11 protein-coding genes, 1 tRNA gene and 1 pseudogene are annotated in these 15,053 nt (G+C 44.0%); 5 read left to right on the forward strand and 8 right to left on the reverse strand.

From position 1 onward, the window contains the following. Nucleotides 1-13: 13 nt before the first annotated feature. From A3CY_RS0104850 to A3CY_RS0104860, 3 genes are all read right to left on the reverse strand, one after another. A complete protein-coding gene (locus A3CY_RS0104850; protein WP_018336780.1) occupies nt 14-3,406 on the reverse strand; it encodes a SusC/RagA family TonB-linked outer membrane protein in 3,393 nt (1,130 codons plus the stop codon). A 167-nt stretch (nt 3,407-3,573) separates the two neighbouring features. Beyond that, complete coding sequence (locus A3CY_RS0104855) at nt 3,574-4,686, reverse strand: FecR family protein (protein WP_018336781.1); 1,113 nt, start codon at nt 4,684-4,686, stop codon at nt 3,574-3,576. 62 nt (nt 4,687-4,748) lie between these two features. After that, nucleotides 4,749-5,330: an RNA polymerase sigma factor gene (locus A3CY_RS0104860; protein ID WP_026207316.1), complete on the reverse strand. Its 582-nt coding sequence runs from the start codon at nt 5,328-5,330 to the stop codon at nt 4,749-4,751. Between the two features lie 336 nt (nt 5,331-5,666). On the opposite strand from A3CY_RS0104860, the gene A3CY_RS0104865 reads away from it, so the two are divergent. From A3CY_RS0104865 to A3CY_RS0104880, 4 genes and pseudogenes are all read left to right on the forward strand, one after another. Then, complete coding sequence (locus A3CY_RS0104865; protein ID WP_018336783.1) at nt 5,667-6,773, forward strand: SPFH domain-containing protein; 1,107 nt, start codon at nt 5,667-5,669, stop codon at nt 6,771-6,773. 3 nt (nt 6,774-6,776) lie between these two features. Further along, nucleotides 6,777-7,865: a hypothetical protein gene (locus tag A3CY_RS0104870; protein ID WP_018336784.1), complete on the forward strand. Its 1,089-nt coding sequence runs from the start codon at nt 6,777-6,779 to the stop codon at nt 7,863-7,865. A 295-nt stretch (nt 7,866-8,160) separates the two neighbouring features. Further along, nucleotides 8,161-8,934, forward strand: a pseudogene (locus A3CY_RS20265) (class I SAM-dependent methyltransferase). A 19-nt stretch (nt 8,935-8,953) separates the two neighbouring features. Then, on the forward strand, nt 8,954-9,565 hold the full coding sequence (locus A3CY_RS0104880; RefSeq protein ID WP_018336787.1) for a GNAT family N-acetyltransferase: 612 nt from the start codon (nt 8,954-8,956) through the stop codon (nt 9,563-9,565). 81 nt (nt 9,566-9,646) lie between these two features. On the opposite strand, the gene A3CY_RS0104885 is transcribed toward A3CY_RS0104880, so the two are convergent. The 5 genes from A3CY_RS0104885 to A3CY_RS0104905 form a co-directional block, all read right to left on the reverse strand. Then, entirely contained in the window at nt 9,647-10,885 is a 1,239-nt protein-coding gene (locus tag A3CY_RS0104885) for a competence/damage-inducible protein A (protein ID WP_018336788.1), read from the reverse strand. Between the two features lie 12 nt (nt 10,886-10,897). Next, nucleotides 10,898-12,139: a M48 family metallopeptidase gene (locus tag A3CY_RS0104890; RefSeq protein WP_018336789.1), complete on the reverse strand. Its 1,242-nt coding sequence runs from the start codon at nt 12,137-12,139 to the stop codon at nt 10,898-10,900. A 358-nt stretch (nt 12,140-12,497) separates the two neighbouring features. Beyond that, entirely contained in the window at nt 12,498-13,019 is a 522-nt protein-coding gene (locus A3CY_RS0104895) for a DapH/DapD/GlmU-related protein (RefSeq protein ID WP_018336790.1), read from the reverse strand. Beyond that, a complete protein-coding gene (locus A3CY_RS0104900) occupies nt 13,012-13,851 on the reverse strand; it encodes an SDR family oxidoreductase (protein ID WP_018336791.1) in 840 nt (279 codons plus the stop codon). The genes A3CY_RS0104895 and A3CY_RS0104900 overlap by 8 nt, the downstream gene beginning before the upstream one ends. Before the next feature lie 354 nt (nt 13,852-14,205). Continuing rightward, a tRNA-Lys gene (locus A3CY_RS0104905) sits at nt 14,206-14,278 on the reverse strand. 214 nt (nt 14,279-14,492) lie between these two features. Here A3CY_RS0104905 and A3CY_RS0104915 point away from each other — a divergent pair. After that, entirely contained in the window at nt 14,493-15,047 is a 555-nt protein-coding gene (locus A3CY_RS0104915; protein ID WP_026207317.1) for a ComEA family DNA-binding protein, read from the forward strand. Nucleotides 15,048-15,053 lie beyond the last annotated feature (6 nt).

Here is a 15,053-nt window from a genome sequence, read left to right on the forward strand (position 1 = left end):
CTCTATTTTTAGATTAGAAACTTGCATTTAAAGTAAAAGTAAAGGTTCTGGCAAAAGGATAACTTAACCCCATTTCCCGCTTGATAGAAGAAATCGTGGCAATATCATTCATGCTAAACTGAAGCCTTAGCATATCCAAACCGATACGTTGAATCAAACTCCGACTGAAATCATATCCCACGTTCAATGAATTGAACGTCAAAGTCCGATCCTTTTGCACGAACCGGGAAGTCGGTCGGGTAACATAATAACGATCTTTCAAGGATTTCAAAGAAGTCACGTCACCCGGCTTTTGCCAACGTTGGGAAAGTACCCGGCGATCGGCGTTATTCCGCCACAAGTTGACATTCTCCACGTTATCTACCAACGTTTGGTTATACTTATCACCGCCGAATTCAAACATAAATGTCGTATAGAAAGTAAAGTTCATAAAACGCACATTAATACCCAACGAACCGTTTCCCCAGGGCTCCGTGTCCCCGATCTTTTGTTGCTCGTAAGTCGACCACTCGTAACTAATTGACCCGTCGCGATTGAGATAAATTTCCTGTCCGTCAGCCGGATTTATCCCTTTCGACTTCATACCGTAAATTGCTGTCGTCGAATTACCCACCTCGTATTTCATCACCGGTTTTGAAAACTTCCGGTTATCATCCGATGTCCACAAAATAGAGGTCAACGGTGAATTGGAATTAGCTTCTTTATAATCCTTAAAATGCTCGTCCACCCGGTCATTATACTCTTCCAACGCCTTGGACAACTTTAAAATCTTATTTTCATTATGTGACAGAGAACCGTACACCACGATATCCAATTTCTTGGAAGTATAAGGTTTCACGTTCAAGTAAAACTCCATACCCCTGTTCTGAATCTCTCCGGCATTGCTCTTGTAACTGGAGAACCCAGCGGAAGCCGGTAAAGAAACATCCGTGATGCCGTCTATCGTCTTCCGGTTGTACCAGTTAAATCGACCGTACAAAATTCCATGAAAAACACCGACTTCCATTCCCAAATCCCAAGAAAGCGTTTTCTCCCATGTCAGTTTATCGTTTCCCATGGCAATCAAAGTTGCCCCAATCCCGGTAGGATACCATTGGTCCAGTTTCGTTTCAAAAGAATGACGGGCAGCATAAGGCGGGAAATTCAACTTACCCGTCTGCCCGTAAGTAGCTTTCACCTTCAATTGATCCAAAAACTTCCATTCTTCAGCAAACGCATATTTATGAATATTCACCCCGGCACCGGAAGACCAGAAAGGTCCCCATTTCTTGTCATTCCCGAATTCTGACGAACCGTCACCCCGGAAAGAAAAATCAAACAAATAAATGTCATTATAACTATAATTCAACGTAGTAAAGAAACCTAACAAACGGGTTTTATTATCCGTCACCGTGGGCTTCTTCACGATCTCGTAAGCATAAGATATCGCATGACGTTTGGCATTGGGAAAACCTTTGTACGCGGACTCCTCGAACGATCTCTGATCCTCCTTCAGGTTGATACCCACCGACAGATTGATATTATGCTTTCCCAAACTCCGGTTATACGACGTGAATAGATTCACGTTCCATCCAAAACTCTTCGTTTCAGTCAGATTGCGCTCACCCTTGGTGAAAGCGGAAGCCGTCGCACTGTAAGTAGAAGAAGCCGGGTCCGTGAACTTGTCCGTATCCGAAATGTTATAATTTAGAGCCAACTGCCCTTTAATTTGCCAGAAATTATTGATATACCAATTTACCGTCAAATTATTAGTCAAATCCTTGTATCCCGATTTAGAATAATTTTCCAATGTAGCCTCGTACAAGGGATTTTTCTCAATTGTTCCAGTGAGACCGTAGCTAGGTAACGTCGTTACATAATTACCATCTTTATCCACCCATTCGTCATACGGGTGGCGCCGAGTATAATCGGCAAAAGTACCGTAAGGCGAATCCTTCGTACGCGTGATATCAAAGGTAGTTTGATTCCTTACCTGCAATCCTTTATACCGGTAATCCAAAGCGACCCCGGCTCCTAACCGATTCCGGTAAGAATCCTTCATAACTCCGTTTTGATTATTATAACGCAAATCTACACCAAAACGCACGCTCTCGCTTCCCCCCTCCACATAAACGCTATGGTTAGCGTTAACCTCCGTCCGCAAAGGCTGCGATAACCAATAATTATCCACCCCCTTAGCAACCTTGTTTAATTTTTGCAAATAATATCCATTATTAATCCGTATCTGCGATATCGCATCTTGATAAGTTATGCCCGGATCATAATCAAACAATCCGGCAGCAACCTCTGCTTCCAAAGCTTCCTTGGCATTCATCAAATTATAAGAGGACAAATCCGGGGCGGTAATACTCAAATTCCCGCTATAACTAACCCTTAACTCTCCCGGGGTCGGAGCTACCGATTCTATCACGATTACCCCATTGGAAGCCCGGGAACCATACATGGCAGTCGCCGCCGCATCTTTCAGAATCGTAATATTAGCAATCCTGTTAATATCAAAATCATACACTTTTTCAACACTCACCTCGAAACCATCCAAAATAAAAATAGGAATATTCGGATTGTTTGTCAACGCAAATTTAGTAACACTAGAAGAACTTCCCATCTCGTCCAATTCCTTCACGCTAGCTATTCCCGAACGTCCCCGTACGTAAAACTCCGGCAAGGTATTTGGGTCGGAACCCATTTCGTTATTTTTGACCAGCCGTAACGAGGGATCAAATACAGCCAAGGCACTTATCAAGTTGAAAGAAGACACTTTCAAAATCTCCTCCCGGCTCACTTGCGTGGCAGAACCGGTAAAACTGGATTTTTTGATATTGGCGTATCCCGTCACAACCACTTCTTCCACACTCTTGACATCCTCCCGCAATACCACGTTGATCGTATCCTTCCCCTTGTATTTCACTTCTTGAGTTTCCATACCAAGAAATGAAAAAAGCAAAGAAAAATCATCCATCTGTGGCAACGTCAAGGCATACTTCCCATTCACATCCGTGGCAGTACCGATAGTTAATCCTTTCACCAAAATCGTCACGCCAGCCAACGGCAATTTCTTCTCGTCCGTCACCTTTCCCACGATCCTTATCTCCTTCTTCTCGTCCTTTACCGGGTTGAAAGTCACCACGATCAAGTTATTCATAATCTCCCACCGGTAATCTTTTCCCAATAACTTTCCCAATACTTCATCCAACTCCTTATCCTTCACCGAAAGTGAAACTTTACGCTCCACGTCCAGCACCTTGTCATTGAAAAAGAAGTACAGGTTCGTCTGTTTCTCCAATTCTTTCAACACTTTTGAAAGAATCTCATTCTCGCACTTCAGCGACACTTTCTGCTGCTGAGAATACGTTGTCGCACTCACGTGTATAAAGCACACGCACAAAATAAAAAACGTTAATTTCATAACACGAAGCATTTTTTGCCATAAAAATCCTGATCGAGCAACGTGTAATTGCTTTTTTTTCATAAATTTGAACTTTGAAGTTAGACAATATCCGGACTTGCTACCAACAAGACACCGGATTCTGATGAATCTGCCGATAGCCGCTACCAACAGCTATCGGTAGTTTTCTATTTTAATTTCGTAACAATGACATTCCCTCCTTTCAACGAAAAATGGACATCTACCACCTTTTCTATCACCTTAAAAGTTTCCTCCGCCGGCAGATTCTTGTCGATCATCCCGGTAAAAGTATATTTCTCGATCTCGCTGTCAAAGAACACGATCCGCAAGCCGTACCAGCGTTCCATCTGTTGCATGATCTCTTTCAGCGACATTCGGTTAAAAATAAATAACCCATCCTTCCAACTCGTAAACTCCCGCACATCCACTTTCTTCACGTCGATACTGCCATCCAGACAAGATGCTTGTTCTCCCGGCAAAAGCACAACCTGCTTCGCCCCACTCGTCACCCTCACTTTTCCATTCGCCAGTGTTGTTTGCACGCCCTGCTTTTCCGGGTAAGCATTGACATTGAAACTCGTACCCAATACCTCTACTTCCACGTTTCGGACTTCCACTTTAAAGGGATGAGCTTCATCTTTCACTACCTCGAAATACCCTTCTCCTTCCAGAAATACTTTTCGCTCGCTTCCCTTGAACGCAATCGGATATTTCAACTTACTGCCGGAATTCAGATATACCACGGAACCGTCGGAAAGCCGTAAACGAAAATCGGCGGCTACCGGAATTTCAAGCACGTGATACCGTTGCACAGTGTCGTCATCCGTCGTCGTTTCATAAACCAACCCTTTCGTGCTATCTTGTCGAATTTCCACCACTTTCTCTTTCGTCAGGTATTCCTGTTGTACTTTCCGCAAGTCCAATTCCGAACCGTCGGACATGGTCAGAAGGATCGCATTTTTAGGGCGTTCGTATGACATGGGTACCACTTCCGTACTCTCTTGATTCAACAAGAATATCCCACCCAATACTAGTAATAAAGGCAGGGCTATCACAGCCGCATACTTCAACATTTTACGCAAGACATACCGCCGCTTGAAAGCTTTGTCTTTTATCACCCGATTCCAGATCCCGGCATAATCAGGTTCCGGCATCGCCGACAGATCATACAAATGTTCTATTACCTCCCGCACCTCGGGATCTATCTTTTTCTCCCAGGGAGGATCCCCAGGATACAATACCTCCCATAACTTCTCGAATAATTCATTTTTTGTTTTCATGAATGCATCCTTATTATTGTTACATTACTAATGCACTCGAACCTCTCGAAAGGGTGAAAAGATTACAACATTTTTTTCAATAAAAGTAGAAATAATAATGTAAATGCCGTATTATCAGGATTATTCTGTACTGAATCTTTTATCTTTTTATAAGCAATTCTTACTTGGGACTTCACCGTGTTGACAGCCACACCTAACGACGCAGCAGTATCGGCATAACTCGTCCCTTCAATCACAGCCATTACAAATATTTTACGACATCCTTCCGGCAAAGAATCAACCACCGCCCGGATAGCCTCGATCTTCGGCGTAATATCCTCTTCTTCTTCATTCAGGAAAATCTGCTCCCGGATAATATCTTCTTCTTTCTCGGCTCGAACCTTCTGGTGACGTAATTGATTCAGGACATAATTTCTGACCATCTTTCGCAAATAACTTACAAACGAATGTTTTACATTTATCTGCTTTCGATGACTCCACAAATACACGAAACTTTCCTGCACGGCGTCCTCTGCGACCGCCGGATCATGACTCAACCCCAGCGCAACAAAATACAATTCCCGGGAATACTCCCGGAATATTTCCTCAAAAGCCGCCACATCACCAGCTATTAATTTTTGTACCGTACTCTGTTCATCTAACATATCCGACATCCTATTAAAAAAACAAAGATAGAATTAAATTTTTAATATCAATACCCCATATTAGTTAAACGAAAAAAGTAAGTTCTTCCCCCGTATTCCCAAAGTAATACTACCTCACCCCGGTTACTGGACTCTTTCAACACACTTACAACACCACTGCCGGACGGCGAAATAACTGTACAGAATCCGGGTTGAAAGTACGTTAAGGTAGTATAACCTTGGGATTACCCAAGGATTTCAGTGAAAAAAGATAAGGTTACAGCAAACGAATCGAAAACATACCACGAAAAAAACTATATTTGGGGTGAAATTACAATAACACTAAAAGTAAAATATATGGGTCTTTTCGATAAACTTAGAGGTGAGTTCATAGACATCATCGAATTTCTGGACAATACCCAGGATACCATCGTTTACCGCTTCGAGCGATACGGCAACGAGATAAAAAACAACGCCAAACTTATCGTCAGGGAAGGACAGACGGCAGTTTTTATTAATGAGGGGCAAGTAGCGGATATATTCACCCCGGGGACATATACTCTCAACACGGAGAACCTACCGATATTAAGCACGCTAAAGGGCTGGAAATACGGGTTCAACAGTCCGTTCAAGGCAGAAGTATACTTCGTGAGCACGAAAAACTTCATCGACCAAAAATGGGGAACGAAAAACGCCATTATAGTGAATGACAACCGTTTCGGTATGGTTGAAATCCGGGCTTTCGGCATCTACACGTTCAAAATTACCGATGCACCCGTCTTCATCCGGGAAATCGTGGGAACCAACCAATCGTTCACGACCCAGCATATTTGCGAACAATTGAAAAGCATCATCGTCACCCGTTTCTCCGATGCCACGGGCGAATCGAACTTACCGATAGAGAATTACGCATCTAACTTGAACGAACTGTCTGACGCTATTTTCAGCTATATGCAGGGTGACTTCGCTGCTTACGGGATGGAAGTAACCAAATTTCTGATCGAGAATATCTCAATGCCGGACGACGTGAAGAAAGAAATATTCGAACTCAGCCGCCTAGATAAAATTGACTTGAATAAACTGACCGCACTGAAAGCCGCTAAAGCCATGGAAGTAGCCGCCGAGAATCCCTCCGGAGCAGCGGGGACTGGCGTAGGCTTAGGCGCAGGTATCGCTATGGCACAACAAATGACCCAAAGTATGATGAACTCGTCGAGCAAGCAAAACGAACAAGCCACACCCCCACCGTTACCTGGAGAAACCTTGTATTACGTGGCGATCGACGGTCAACAAGCAGGTCCCTTCAACTTAAGCCAACTGGAAGAACTGGTTGAAAAACAAGTTCTGAATCGCGATACACTGGTTTGGAAAAAGGGACTGTCCGCGTGGGTTCTCGCGAGCGAACAGGCAGATTTACAAAGTCTATGGACAATGACCCCTCCCCCGCTTCCAAAACAGGAATAAGACATGACGGACGAAACTGAAAACAACCCGCTGACGGGTGAAACATTCGTGTGCGAATGTTGTGGGGCAGCCTTGAAATATGAACCGGGAACAGCATTCCTGCATTGTGACTATTGCGGGTCGGACACCCCGATAGAAACAAAATTAGTCGTCGACATAAACGAGTTGGACTACACGCAGTACATCGAGCATTACGAAGAGATCAACACGCAAAACACGAATGTAGTCAAATGCCGTAAATGCGGAGCGGAATCAACGTTCGACGAGAACATGAAATCCATGGAGTGCCCATACTGCAGCACACCCTTGATCGAAGCCGACGTACATTATGAACGGTTGATTAAACCGTCATATCTGCTACCATTTCAGGTATCTGGCAAAGAAATAGACGATTACCTCTACAAATGGTTACGCAAATTATGGTTTGCCCCCGGCAAACTAAAGGAAAGAGCCCGGTGCTCGGAGAAACTACAAGGAGTATATATTCCCTGCTGGACATATGACGCCCAAACGGAAACGGAATACACCGGACAACGGGGCATCACGTACACCGTCACGGTAGGTACAGGCAAGAACAGGCGCACGGAAACCCGTACCAGATGGACTTTCCGAAGCGGGCATATTTCCCTCTTTTTCGACGACGTGATGGTGCCTGCATCCAAGCTAATCGCCTCGCAAGTCGTGGCAAAGATCGAGGATTGGGACACGGAAAACCTCATGGAGATGGACAACCGTTTCTTGAGCGGTTTCGTCACCGAAAAATATATATTAAACCTTACCCAAGGATTTGAAATCGCCCAAGGCAAAATGGCAACTGAAATAGAGTCCGCCATCCGGCGTGACATCGGTGGTGATAGGCAAAGGATTTTATCCAGAAACACCCGGTTCAATGACGTCAAATTCAAACTGATATTACTCCCCGTGTATATGTCATCCTACACGTATGGCAAGAAAGTGTATCATTTTTTCGTGAACGGAAGAAACGGAGATGTTACCGGCGACCGCCCGTACAGCACCTTAAAGATCGTATTCACAGTCATTTTAGGACTTCTGTTACTCGGGGGTGCCATCTATTTGATGAATAATCGATAACAAATAAACCAGTAAACTCACGCATTTTGTAAGCAAAAACACTATCTTTGTATTTGAAAATAAAATAATCGCTTTTTGAAAACAACAAATTCTAAGAAGATAAATGCATAATTAACAGCCTGTAATCTTTCAGGCTGGACCACTCAAACCCGAGAATCTCATTCGGGGATAATTTCTATTGACTTATTTCTATTTTGAGCGCATCCACGGGTGCTTCAACAATTATAGACCGAATCTTTATGCCCAAAAAGCGTGAGATTCAAAAACAATCGTTATATTTAAACACAATTACATCATGGAAGAAGAATTAAAATTAGTCGCAGACTTCGACATGGCAATGATCGAGGATTTTTTTCTACCCTTAGACCGTCAAGGTCCCGGTAGCGAAGAGGTTACCAAACTGGCATTAAGCTTTATCAACAACCTCTCCCCGGAATCCAAAATTGCCGACATCGGCTGTGGTGCCGGAGGACAGACCTTGACTCTAGCAGCAAATACACAGGGAAACATCATCGCCATCGACCTGCTTCCCCGAATGATCGCACGGGTGAACGAACGGATGAAACAACAGGGTTTCAGCGACCGGGTAACGGGAATCACGGGCTCTATGGCGGAATTACCCTTCAAGGAGAACGAGATGGACTTGCTCTGGGCTGAAGGGTCGATCTATAATATAGGATTCCGGAAAGGGTTGAATGAATGGAAAAAATTCTTGAAACCGGGAGGCATGATTGTCGTTTCGGAAGTATCTTGACTGACACCTACCCGCCCGGAAAAAATCGACCGTTTCTGGACGTTCAATTACAGTGAAATAGACCTCGTTTCCAACAAGGTGAAACAAATGGAACAGGCAGGATATACCCCCGTGGCACATTTCGTGCTACCGGAAAACTGCTGGACGGAGAACTTTTTCCGTCCCATGCGGAAACACGCCGAAGCATTTCTCCAAAGACACGGGTATAGCCAAGCTGCCCGTGACTTTGCCACACGAGAATTGGACGAAGCCAACATTTACCAAGAATACAAATCATATTATGGTTACGTGTTCTACATCGGAATTAAAAACTAATACACGAAAAAGAAAAAACATGAAAATAACAATCAGACAAGAACAAGAGAAAGACTACGCATACGTCGAAAACATGACACGAGAAGCGTTCTGGGACGTGTACCAACCGGGAGCATCGGAGCATTTCGTGCTCCACAAACTCCGGGAAGCGGATTGCTTTATTCACGAACTGGACTTCGTTGCCGAACACAAGGGAAAGATCGTGGGGCACGTCATAAGTACCTGTGCCAAAGTCGTTGACGAACAAGGCGAAGTACACGAAATCCTTTGCCTGGGACCCATCTGCGTGTCGCCCGAAGTGCAGGGACAAAGTATCGGTTCACAGTTGATAGAACACACAAAAAACGTTGCCCGGCAAATGGGCTTCAAAGCGATCGCCCTTCTCGGCAACCCCTCATACTATCATCGCTTCGGCTTCGTGAACGCGGCACAATTCCACATCACCACTCACGAGGGAGTAAATTTCGACCCCTTCATGATTCTGGAATTAACCACCGGAAGCCTCACCGGTATCTCCGGAAAATTCTACGAAGACCCCGTGTTCTTCGTGACAGAAGAAGAAACCGAAGAATTTGACAAAGCCTTTCCTCACAAAGAAAAGCACGTCACGGACACACAACTGTCTGTTTAGATTGCCTATTTTAATGACAGAAAAGCTTGCCGAAGTAGAATTGTATTCCAAAACTCCCCTTCCTCTTCAACTATTTTTGTATTACCGATTTCCATTCCGTATCTCCTCGATGACCATCTCGATAGCCTTCACGGTAGCTTTACCAATATTTCTTTCACGGGTAAACGAGAAAGTGAATTTCCGGGCTATCGTCCTCTCGGGACCGGCAACCCCAATCCAGACAGTACCGACCGGCTTCCCCGGCGTACCACCCGTGGGACCTGCAATCCCGGACGTGGAAACAGCATAATCGGTACCAATCAAACGACGTACTCCCTCTGCCATCTGGCGCACCACGGGTTCACTGACCGCCCCGAATTGTTCCAAATCCCCCGGATGTACTCCCAACACCCGTTCTTTCACGTCATTAGCATAAGCGACCACGCTTCCCCTGAAATAAGCAGAAGCCCCGGCAATAGAAGTCAACTGGGCAGCGATATTTCCACCCGTGCAACTCTCGGCAGTGGACAACGTCCTCCCTTTCATTAATAATAACTCCCCTAACTCCCGTTCCGTACCCCCGCTCTCACCCTCGGTATAATGCAATCCTTCCAGCGCCTCTTTCAAACTATCGAAACGGGCTTCCAGGTTGTACACTTGTGCCCCCTTCGCCGTCAGGCGCAACATGACAAATCCCGGTGAAGGCAAATAAGCCAAACCGAAACCGTCAGGCAGCACCTCTTCCCATCGGCTCAAAAGAATAGCCAGTTCCGATTCCGGGATATCGTACACTTTCAGCATCCGAAAATCCAATTGCAAGCGCGGGAACAAACGTTGCAACTCGGGAATCACGCTCTGCATCATCAGGTCTTCCATCTCGAAAGGCACGCCCGGCAAAGAAACGAGCACTTTACCGTCCCGCTCGAACCACATCCCGGAAGCCGTGCCCTTACGGTTGAACAGTATCTTTGCCGTTTCCGGTTGGAGAGCTTGGCTACGGTTAGCCTCATTCATATTCATGCCGCCGTTTTCCAGCAATTTCTCGATCCATTTCAACACCTCCTCGTTCATCACCAGACGAGTATTGAAATAGTCTGCCAAAACCTTCTTGGTAACATCGTCTTTCGTTGGTCCCAGTCCCCCGGTCACGATCACCAGCTCCGCTTGGTTCATGGCGTAATCCACCCAATGGCATATCTCTTCCCGCTGGTCGGCAATAGATAAGATATCCATCACTTCTGCACCCAAACGGGTTAATTGCTTCGAAATATATTGTGAATTCGTGTCCAGTATTTGTCCTAACAGGATCTCGTCACCGATGGTAATAATAATCGCTTTCATGGATTTATCTTTTTATTCGTGAATACGTTTTATCGCTTTTACCCGTTTCAATAAAGAAGGATGAGAATAATAAATATACTCGTACAACGGGTGAGGGGTCAAATTGCTCAAAGCCTTTACCGATATTTTCTTCAACCCCGACACGAGGTAATCCCCCTCGTGATGCAGCGCGGCAAAGGCATCGGCTTCATATTCGTTCTTTCGAGACCACACGTTCATCCCGATACCCAAAATCAAATTGACCGGCGAATAAAGAATCGCGAAAGCCATCAACCCCAACTGAAAATAAGCCTGATCGCCTCCCAGAGCCCCCGACAGCGCGGCATTATTCACGCAGAGGGAAAACAACCAAAGAATGACACCCGTCTGCACGATAGAGAATCCCATCGAACGCAGCGTATGCCGTTTCTTGTAGTGCCCGATCTCGTGAGCCAGCACGGCAACGATCTCCTCTTCTGTAAGATTGTCGATCAAAGTGTCGTACAAAACCACTCGTTTCTTTGGCCCTAATCCCGTGAAATAAGCGTTTGCCTTTGTCGAGCGCTTCGAACCGTCAATCACGTATATATTATCCAACTTGAACCCTACTTTCCCGGCAAATGCCTGAATTTTATCCCGCAAACTCCCCTCTTGTAACGGGGTCTGCTTGTTAAACAAAGGCACGATCAACTGGGAATAAAACATTCCCATGAAAAGGGAAAACACCGTCACGGCACCCCACGCGTACAACCAAAAAGAAGTGCCCGCCCACGTGTAGAACCACACGACAAGCGCCAGTAGGACGCCTCCCATCACGAGCGAAAGCAACAATTCTTTCACCGTGTCCAGCCAAAACGTTTTCCTCGTAGTTTTGTTGAACCCGTATTTTTCCTCGATCCGGAACGTACCGTAATAATCAAAAGGAATATCCAAAACGGAAGAAGCCAGCGAAAGCCCTACCACGAAAAGAATCGTCTGCCACACGGCACTATCGGTCTGGGCGACCACCCAACCGTTGTACCACCCGAAACCGCCCGCCAACAGGAAAAGCATCATCACGACAAACCCGAATCCCGAACTCCAACTGTCCAGCCGCCCGTTCTCCCGCTTGTAAGACTGGAAACGCCTATATTCCTGTTCATCATATATTCCTTTCAGACTTTCAGGCAACATGGGCGACATATGCTTGGCATTCAAATACTCCAACACCCGCTCAAAGACAAAATCCAGACAGAGAAAAACAATAATAACGATAAATATAGTCCCGGAACTCATTGTAATATATCTTTTTTACAAAGACAAAGGTACAATAAATATTGTTTTTCAAACCAAACTTTAACCAATCAATCGTACATCCAAAGATGTAATCCTTAATTAACCAAAGCCCATGCACTGCCACACCATAACACAAATACACGAGAATAGGGTTAATATGGCAAGGAAACGAAGACTCTCCGAAGAGAGAAGAATACAAGCATTATTCTTGAATTATATAAACAATTAAAAATAAACATTCCAAGGTTGAGGATGTGTCAAAACACATCCTCTGGTTCATAAGGTTCATAAAGTCTATAAGGCCCGTGCGGTCAAGAATGCTATAGAAAATATTTTCTGTTTCATATTCACTACCTGTTTATATTCTTCTAATTACACGTGCCGGATTTCCCACGACTATGGTATTTGCTTCTACATCACGCGTAACGACACTGCCTGCCCCGACTACGCTGTTTTCCCCGACTGTCACACCCGGAAGAATGGTTGCTCCCGCGCCAATCCATGCTCTTGTGCAAATGTGTACAGGCTTGCAAGTGATAACCATGCGGTTTTCAAGATCGTGGTTATTCGATATAAGCTGTACATTGGCTGCTATCTGAACATCGTCGTCAATAGTAATACCACCAGCCGACATCATCAAGCAGCCATTCATTATGATGACGTTATTTCCTATTTTTACATTATGAGGGCGGATAACCGTTAGCGGAGTATTTATTCTGCTATTCATCCCCATAGTGGGGAAAATTTGATGAAGCAAACAGTCATATTCTTTAGTCATTGGCATGGTGTGGTTCAGCCGGAACACAAGTTGGGCATGTACTTTTGCCAAAGCCAGTTCATCTGAGCTTTGATGAGCACAATCTATTCTAAATTCATTCATTGCTATTAGGTTTAAGTTGTCCATAAAAATACGATGCAGTTGCTCCACCGTCAACCAAAAAGTCAGCCCCAGTAATAAAAGCACCTTTTTCACTTAATACAAGTTCCGCAACATGTGCAATTTCATCTGCCGTTCCCGGACGGCCAGCGGGACATCTGGCAAACATATTTTTATAAAACTCACCACGTGTGCCGTTTAATTCGTCCATGGCGAGTGGGGTGATTATAATACCGGGAGAAATAGAATTAATCCTTGCCCCCCGTTCTCCCCATTTGACAGCTTCAGCCATAACCCGTTTTACATTACATCTTTTAGCCATTTGATAAGCATGTAATGTATCTTTAATGTTTCCTTTTTGAAGAACTTCAAGGTTTAGTAAATCTTCAGAAGGTGTTGTTGCCAATAATTCATCTATTTCGGGCGATAGTGCCGGCATCCGATGTCCTGATTGGCTGGAAATAGTTACACCACTTCCTCCCGGGGCTATAACCTTACCTACTTCTTCCAATAACACGGCAGTCCCATAAAGGTCCACTTTCAAAATAGTTTCTATTGATGCTTGGCTGGGTGATACTCCCGCGGAGTTTACTAAATACTTGATTTCCCCGTATTTTAGTGCTTCATCTATCACAGAAAGAATAGAATTTCTTGATGAAAGGTCTGTTCTTAGTGCTATGGCATCAAATCCGACTCTTTCCAAGAGTGCAGCAATGCTTTGTGCCTTTTCCAAATTCTTATCTGCAACAAGGATATATTTACCTGTCCCGATACGGCGAATAATAGCAAGACCTATTTCTCCTGCCCCGATCCAAATAACAACTTCTTTTTTCATAATTCATCTTAACGTTTTCATATCAATAACATAACGAAATTTCACTTTGCTACCGATACATTTTGGTGGGAAATGCAAGTAGCGTCGTTTTGTACAAATGAAGTCATAGCGAAAAATACGAATGTTAATATTGAAATAATTTTTTTCATCACTTTATCCTTTCATTGTTATGATACAAAGGTAGACAGCCAATTTGTATATTATGGTAGATAAATTACAGATTTAGCAACCAAATTCACAGATCCTATCGATAATTATTTATCGCATCAATCGTTAATCTTGTGATACCATCGTGGTACCAAAAAAAAAACACCTGATATTTATTGACTATCAAGTGTTTAATTTCTACTTTCGTGATCCAGCTGGGACTCGAACCCAGGACCCCAACATTAAAAGTGTTGTGCTCTACCGGCTGAGCTACTGAATCCTTCAATTGTGTTTCTCAATTGCGGTTGCAAAGGTATACCTTTTTAGTTTTCTCACAAATTTATTCTCAACTTTTTTCATAGGTTTTTCGCTAAACCGGGATAAAATATTCATTCTAACTTATTTAAGTAATAATATTTTTAATTAGCCCCTATTACTTGGAATTCTCGTTAATATTCACTTAATTTATCAACTCATAGTTTAAAATAGATACCATGTTTTTAAGGAGATCGGAAAAAAGGGGCATTATTTTTCTAAGCGTCATGATTCTCGCTCTTTTCGTGTTACCCTTGGCAAGCCGGGAACGGGAATGTCCTCTATTCCTGCTTACCCCCCCGGCAACATCCGACACGACGGGAATTTCTCTGACAAAACCGCTTCCCTCCCCGATTGAACTGAACACGGCTGACAGTTCCACGTTAGTAAAGATAAGAGGAATAGGATCATACTACGCGTCTAAAATCATCCGCTACCGGGAACGTCTCGGGGGATTTCACACACCCAAACAATTAAAAGAAATCAAATTCCAGTATCTCGATATAGATACCCTCCTCGCCCGTTTCACCGTGAATCCCAGTCTTATCCGGCAAAAAGACCTCGACACGATGACATTCAAAGCAGTACTTAAACACCCCTATTTAGCTTACGAAGACGTACAACTCATTTTCAACGCCAAGCGAAAGTTCGGTAAAATAAACTTCTCTATTCTGAACTCAGAAAAGATTTTACCGTTATATAAACTACAAAAAATAAAACCTTACTTCAAATAATTTGTA

The organism is Butyricimonas synergistica DSM 23225 (genome assembly GCF_000379665.1).
GTDB classification, from domain to species: Bacteria; Bacteroidota; Bacteroidia; order Bacteroidales; family Marinifilaceae; genus Butyricimonas; species Butyricimonas synergistica.

What these genes read in the sequence shown, in the direction of transcription:
- A3CY_RS0104890 (WP_018336789.1), bottom strand. Translation starts at nt 12,139, where the DNA reads ATGAGTTCCGGGACTATATTTATCGTTATTATTGTTTTTCTCTGTCTG.
- A3CY_RS0104880 (WP_018336787.1), top strand. Translation starts at nt 8,954, where the DNA reads ATGAAAATAACAATCAGACAAGAACAAGAGAAAGACTACGCATACGTC.
- A3CY_RS0104860 (WP_026207316.1), bottom strand. Translation starts at nt 5,330, where the DNA reads ATGTTAGATGAACAGAGTACGGTACAAAAATTAATAGCTGGTGATGTG.
- A3CY_RS0104855 (WP_018336781.1), bottom strand. Translation starts at nt 4,686, where the DNA reads ATGAAAACAAAAAATGAATTATTCGAGAAGTTATGGGAGGTATTGTAT.
- A3CY_RS0104895 (WP_018336790.1), bottom strand. Translation starts at nt 13,019, where the DNA reads ATGAATGAATTTAGAATAGATTGTGCTCATCAAAGCTCAGATGAACTG.
- A3CY_RS0104850 (WP_018336780.1), bottom strand. Translation starts at nt 3,406, where the DNA reads ATGAAATTAACGTTTTTTATTTTGTGCGTGTGCTTTATACACGTGAGT.
- A3CY_RS0104915 (WP_026207317.1), top strand. Translation starts at nt 14,493, where the DNA reads ATGTTTTTAAGGAGATCGGAAAAAAGGGGCATTATTTTTCTAAGCGTC.
- A3CY_RS0104865 (WP_018336783.1), top strand. Translation starts at nt 5,667, where the DNA reads ATGGGTCTTTTCGATAAACTTAGAGGTGAGTTCATAGACATCATCGAA.
- A3CY_RS0104900 (WP_018336791.1), bottom strand. Translation starts at nt 13,851, where the DNA reads ATGAAAAAAGAAGTTGTTATTTGGATCGGGGCAGGAGAAATAGGTCTT.
- A3CY_RS0104885 (WP_018336788.1), bottom strand. Translation starts at nt 10,885, where the DNA reads ATGAAAGCGATTATTATTACCATCGGTGACGAGATCCTGTTAGGACAA.
- A3CY_RS0104870 (WP_018336784.1), top strand. Translation starts at nt 6,777, where the DNA reads ATGACGGACGAAACTGAAAACAACCCGCTGACGGGTGAAACATTCGTG.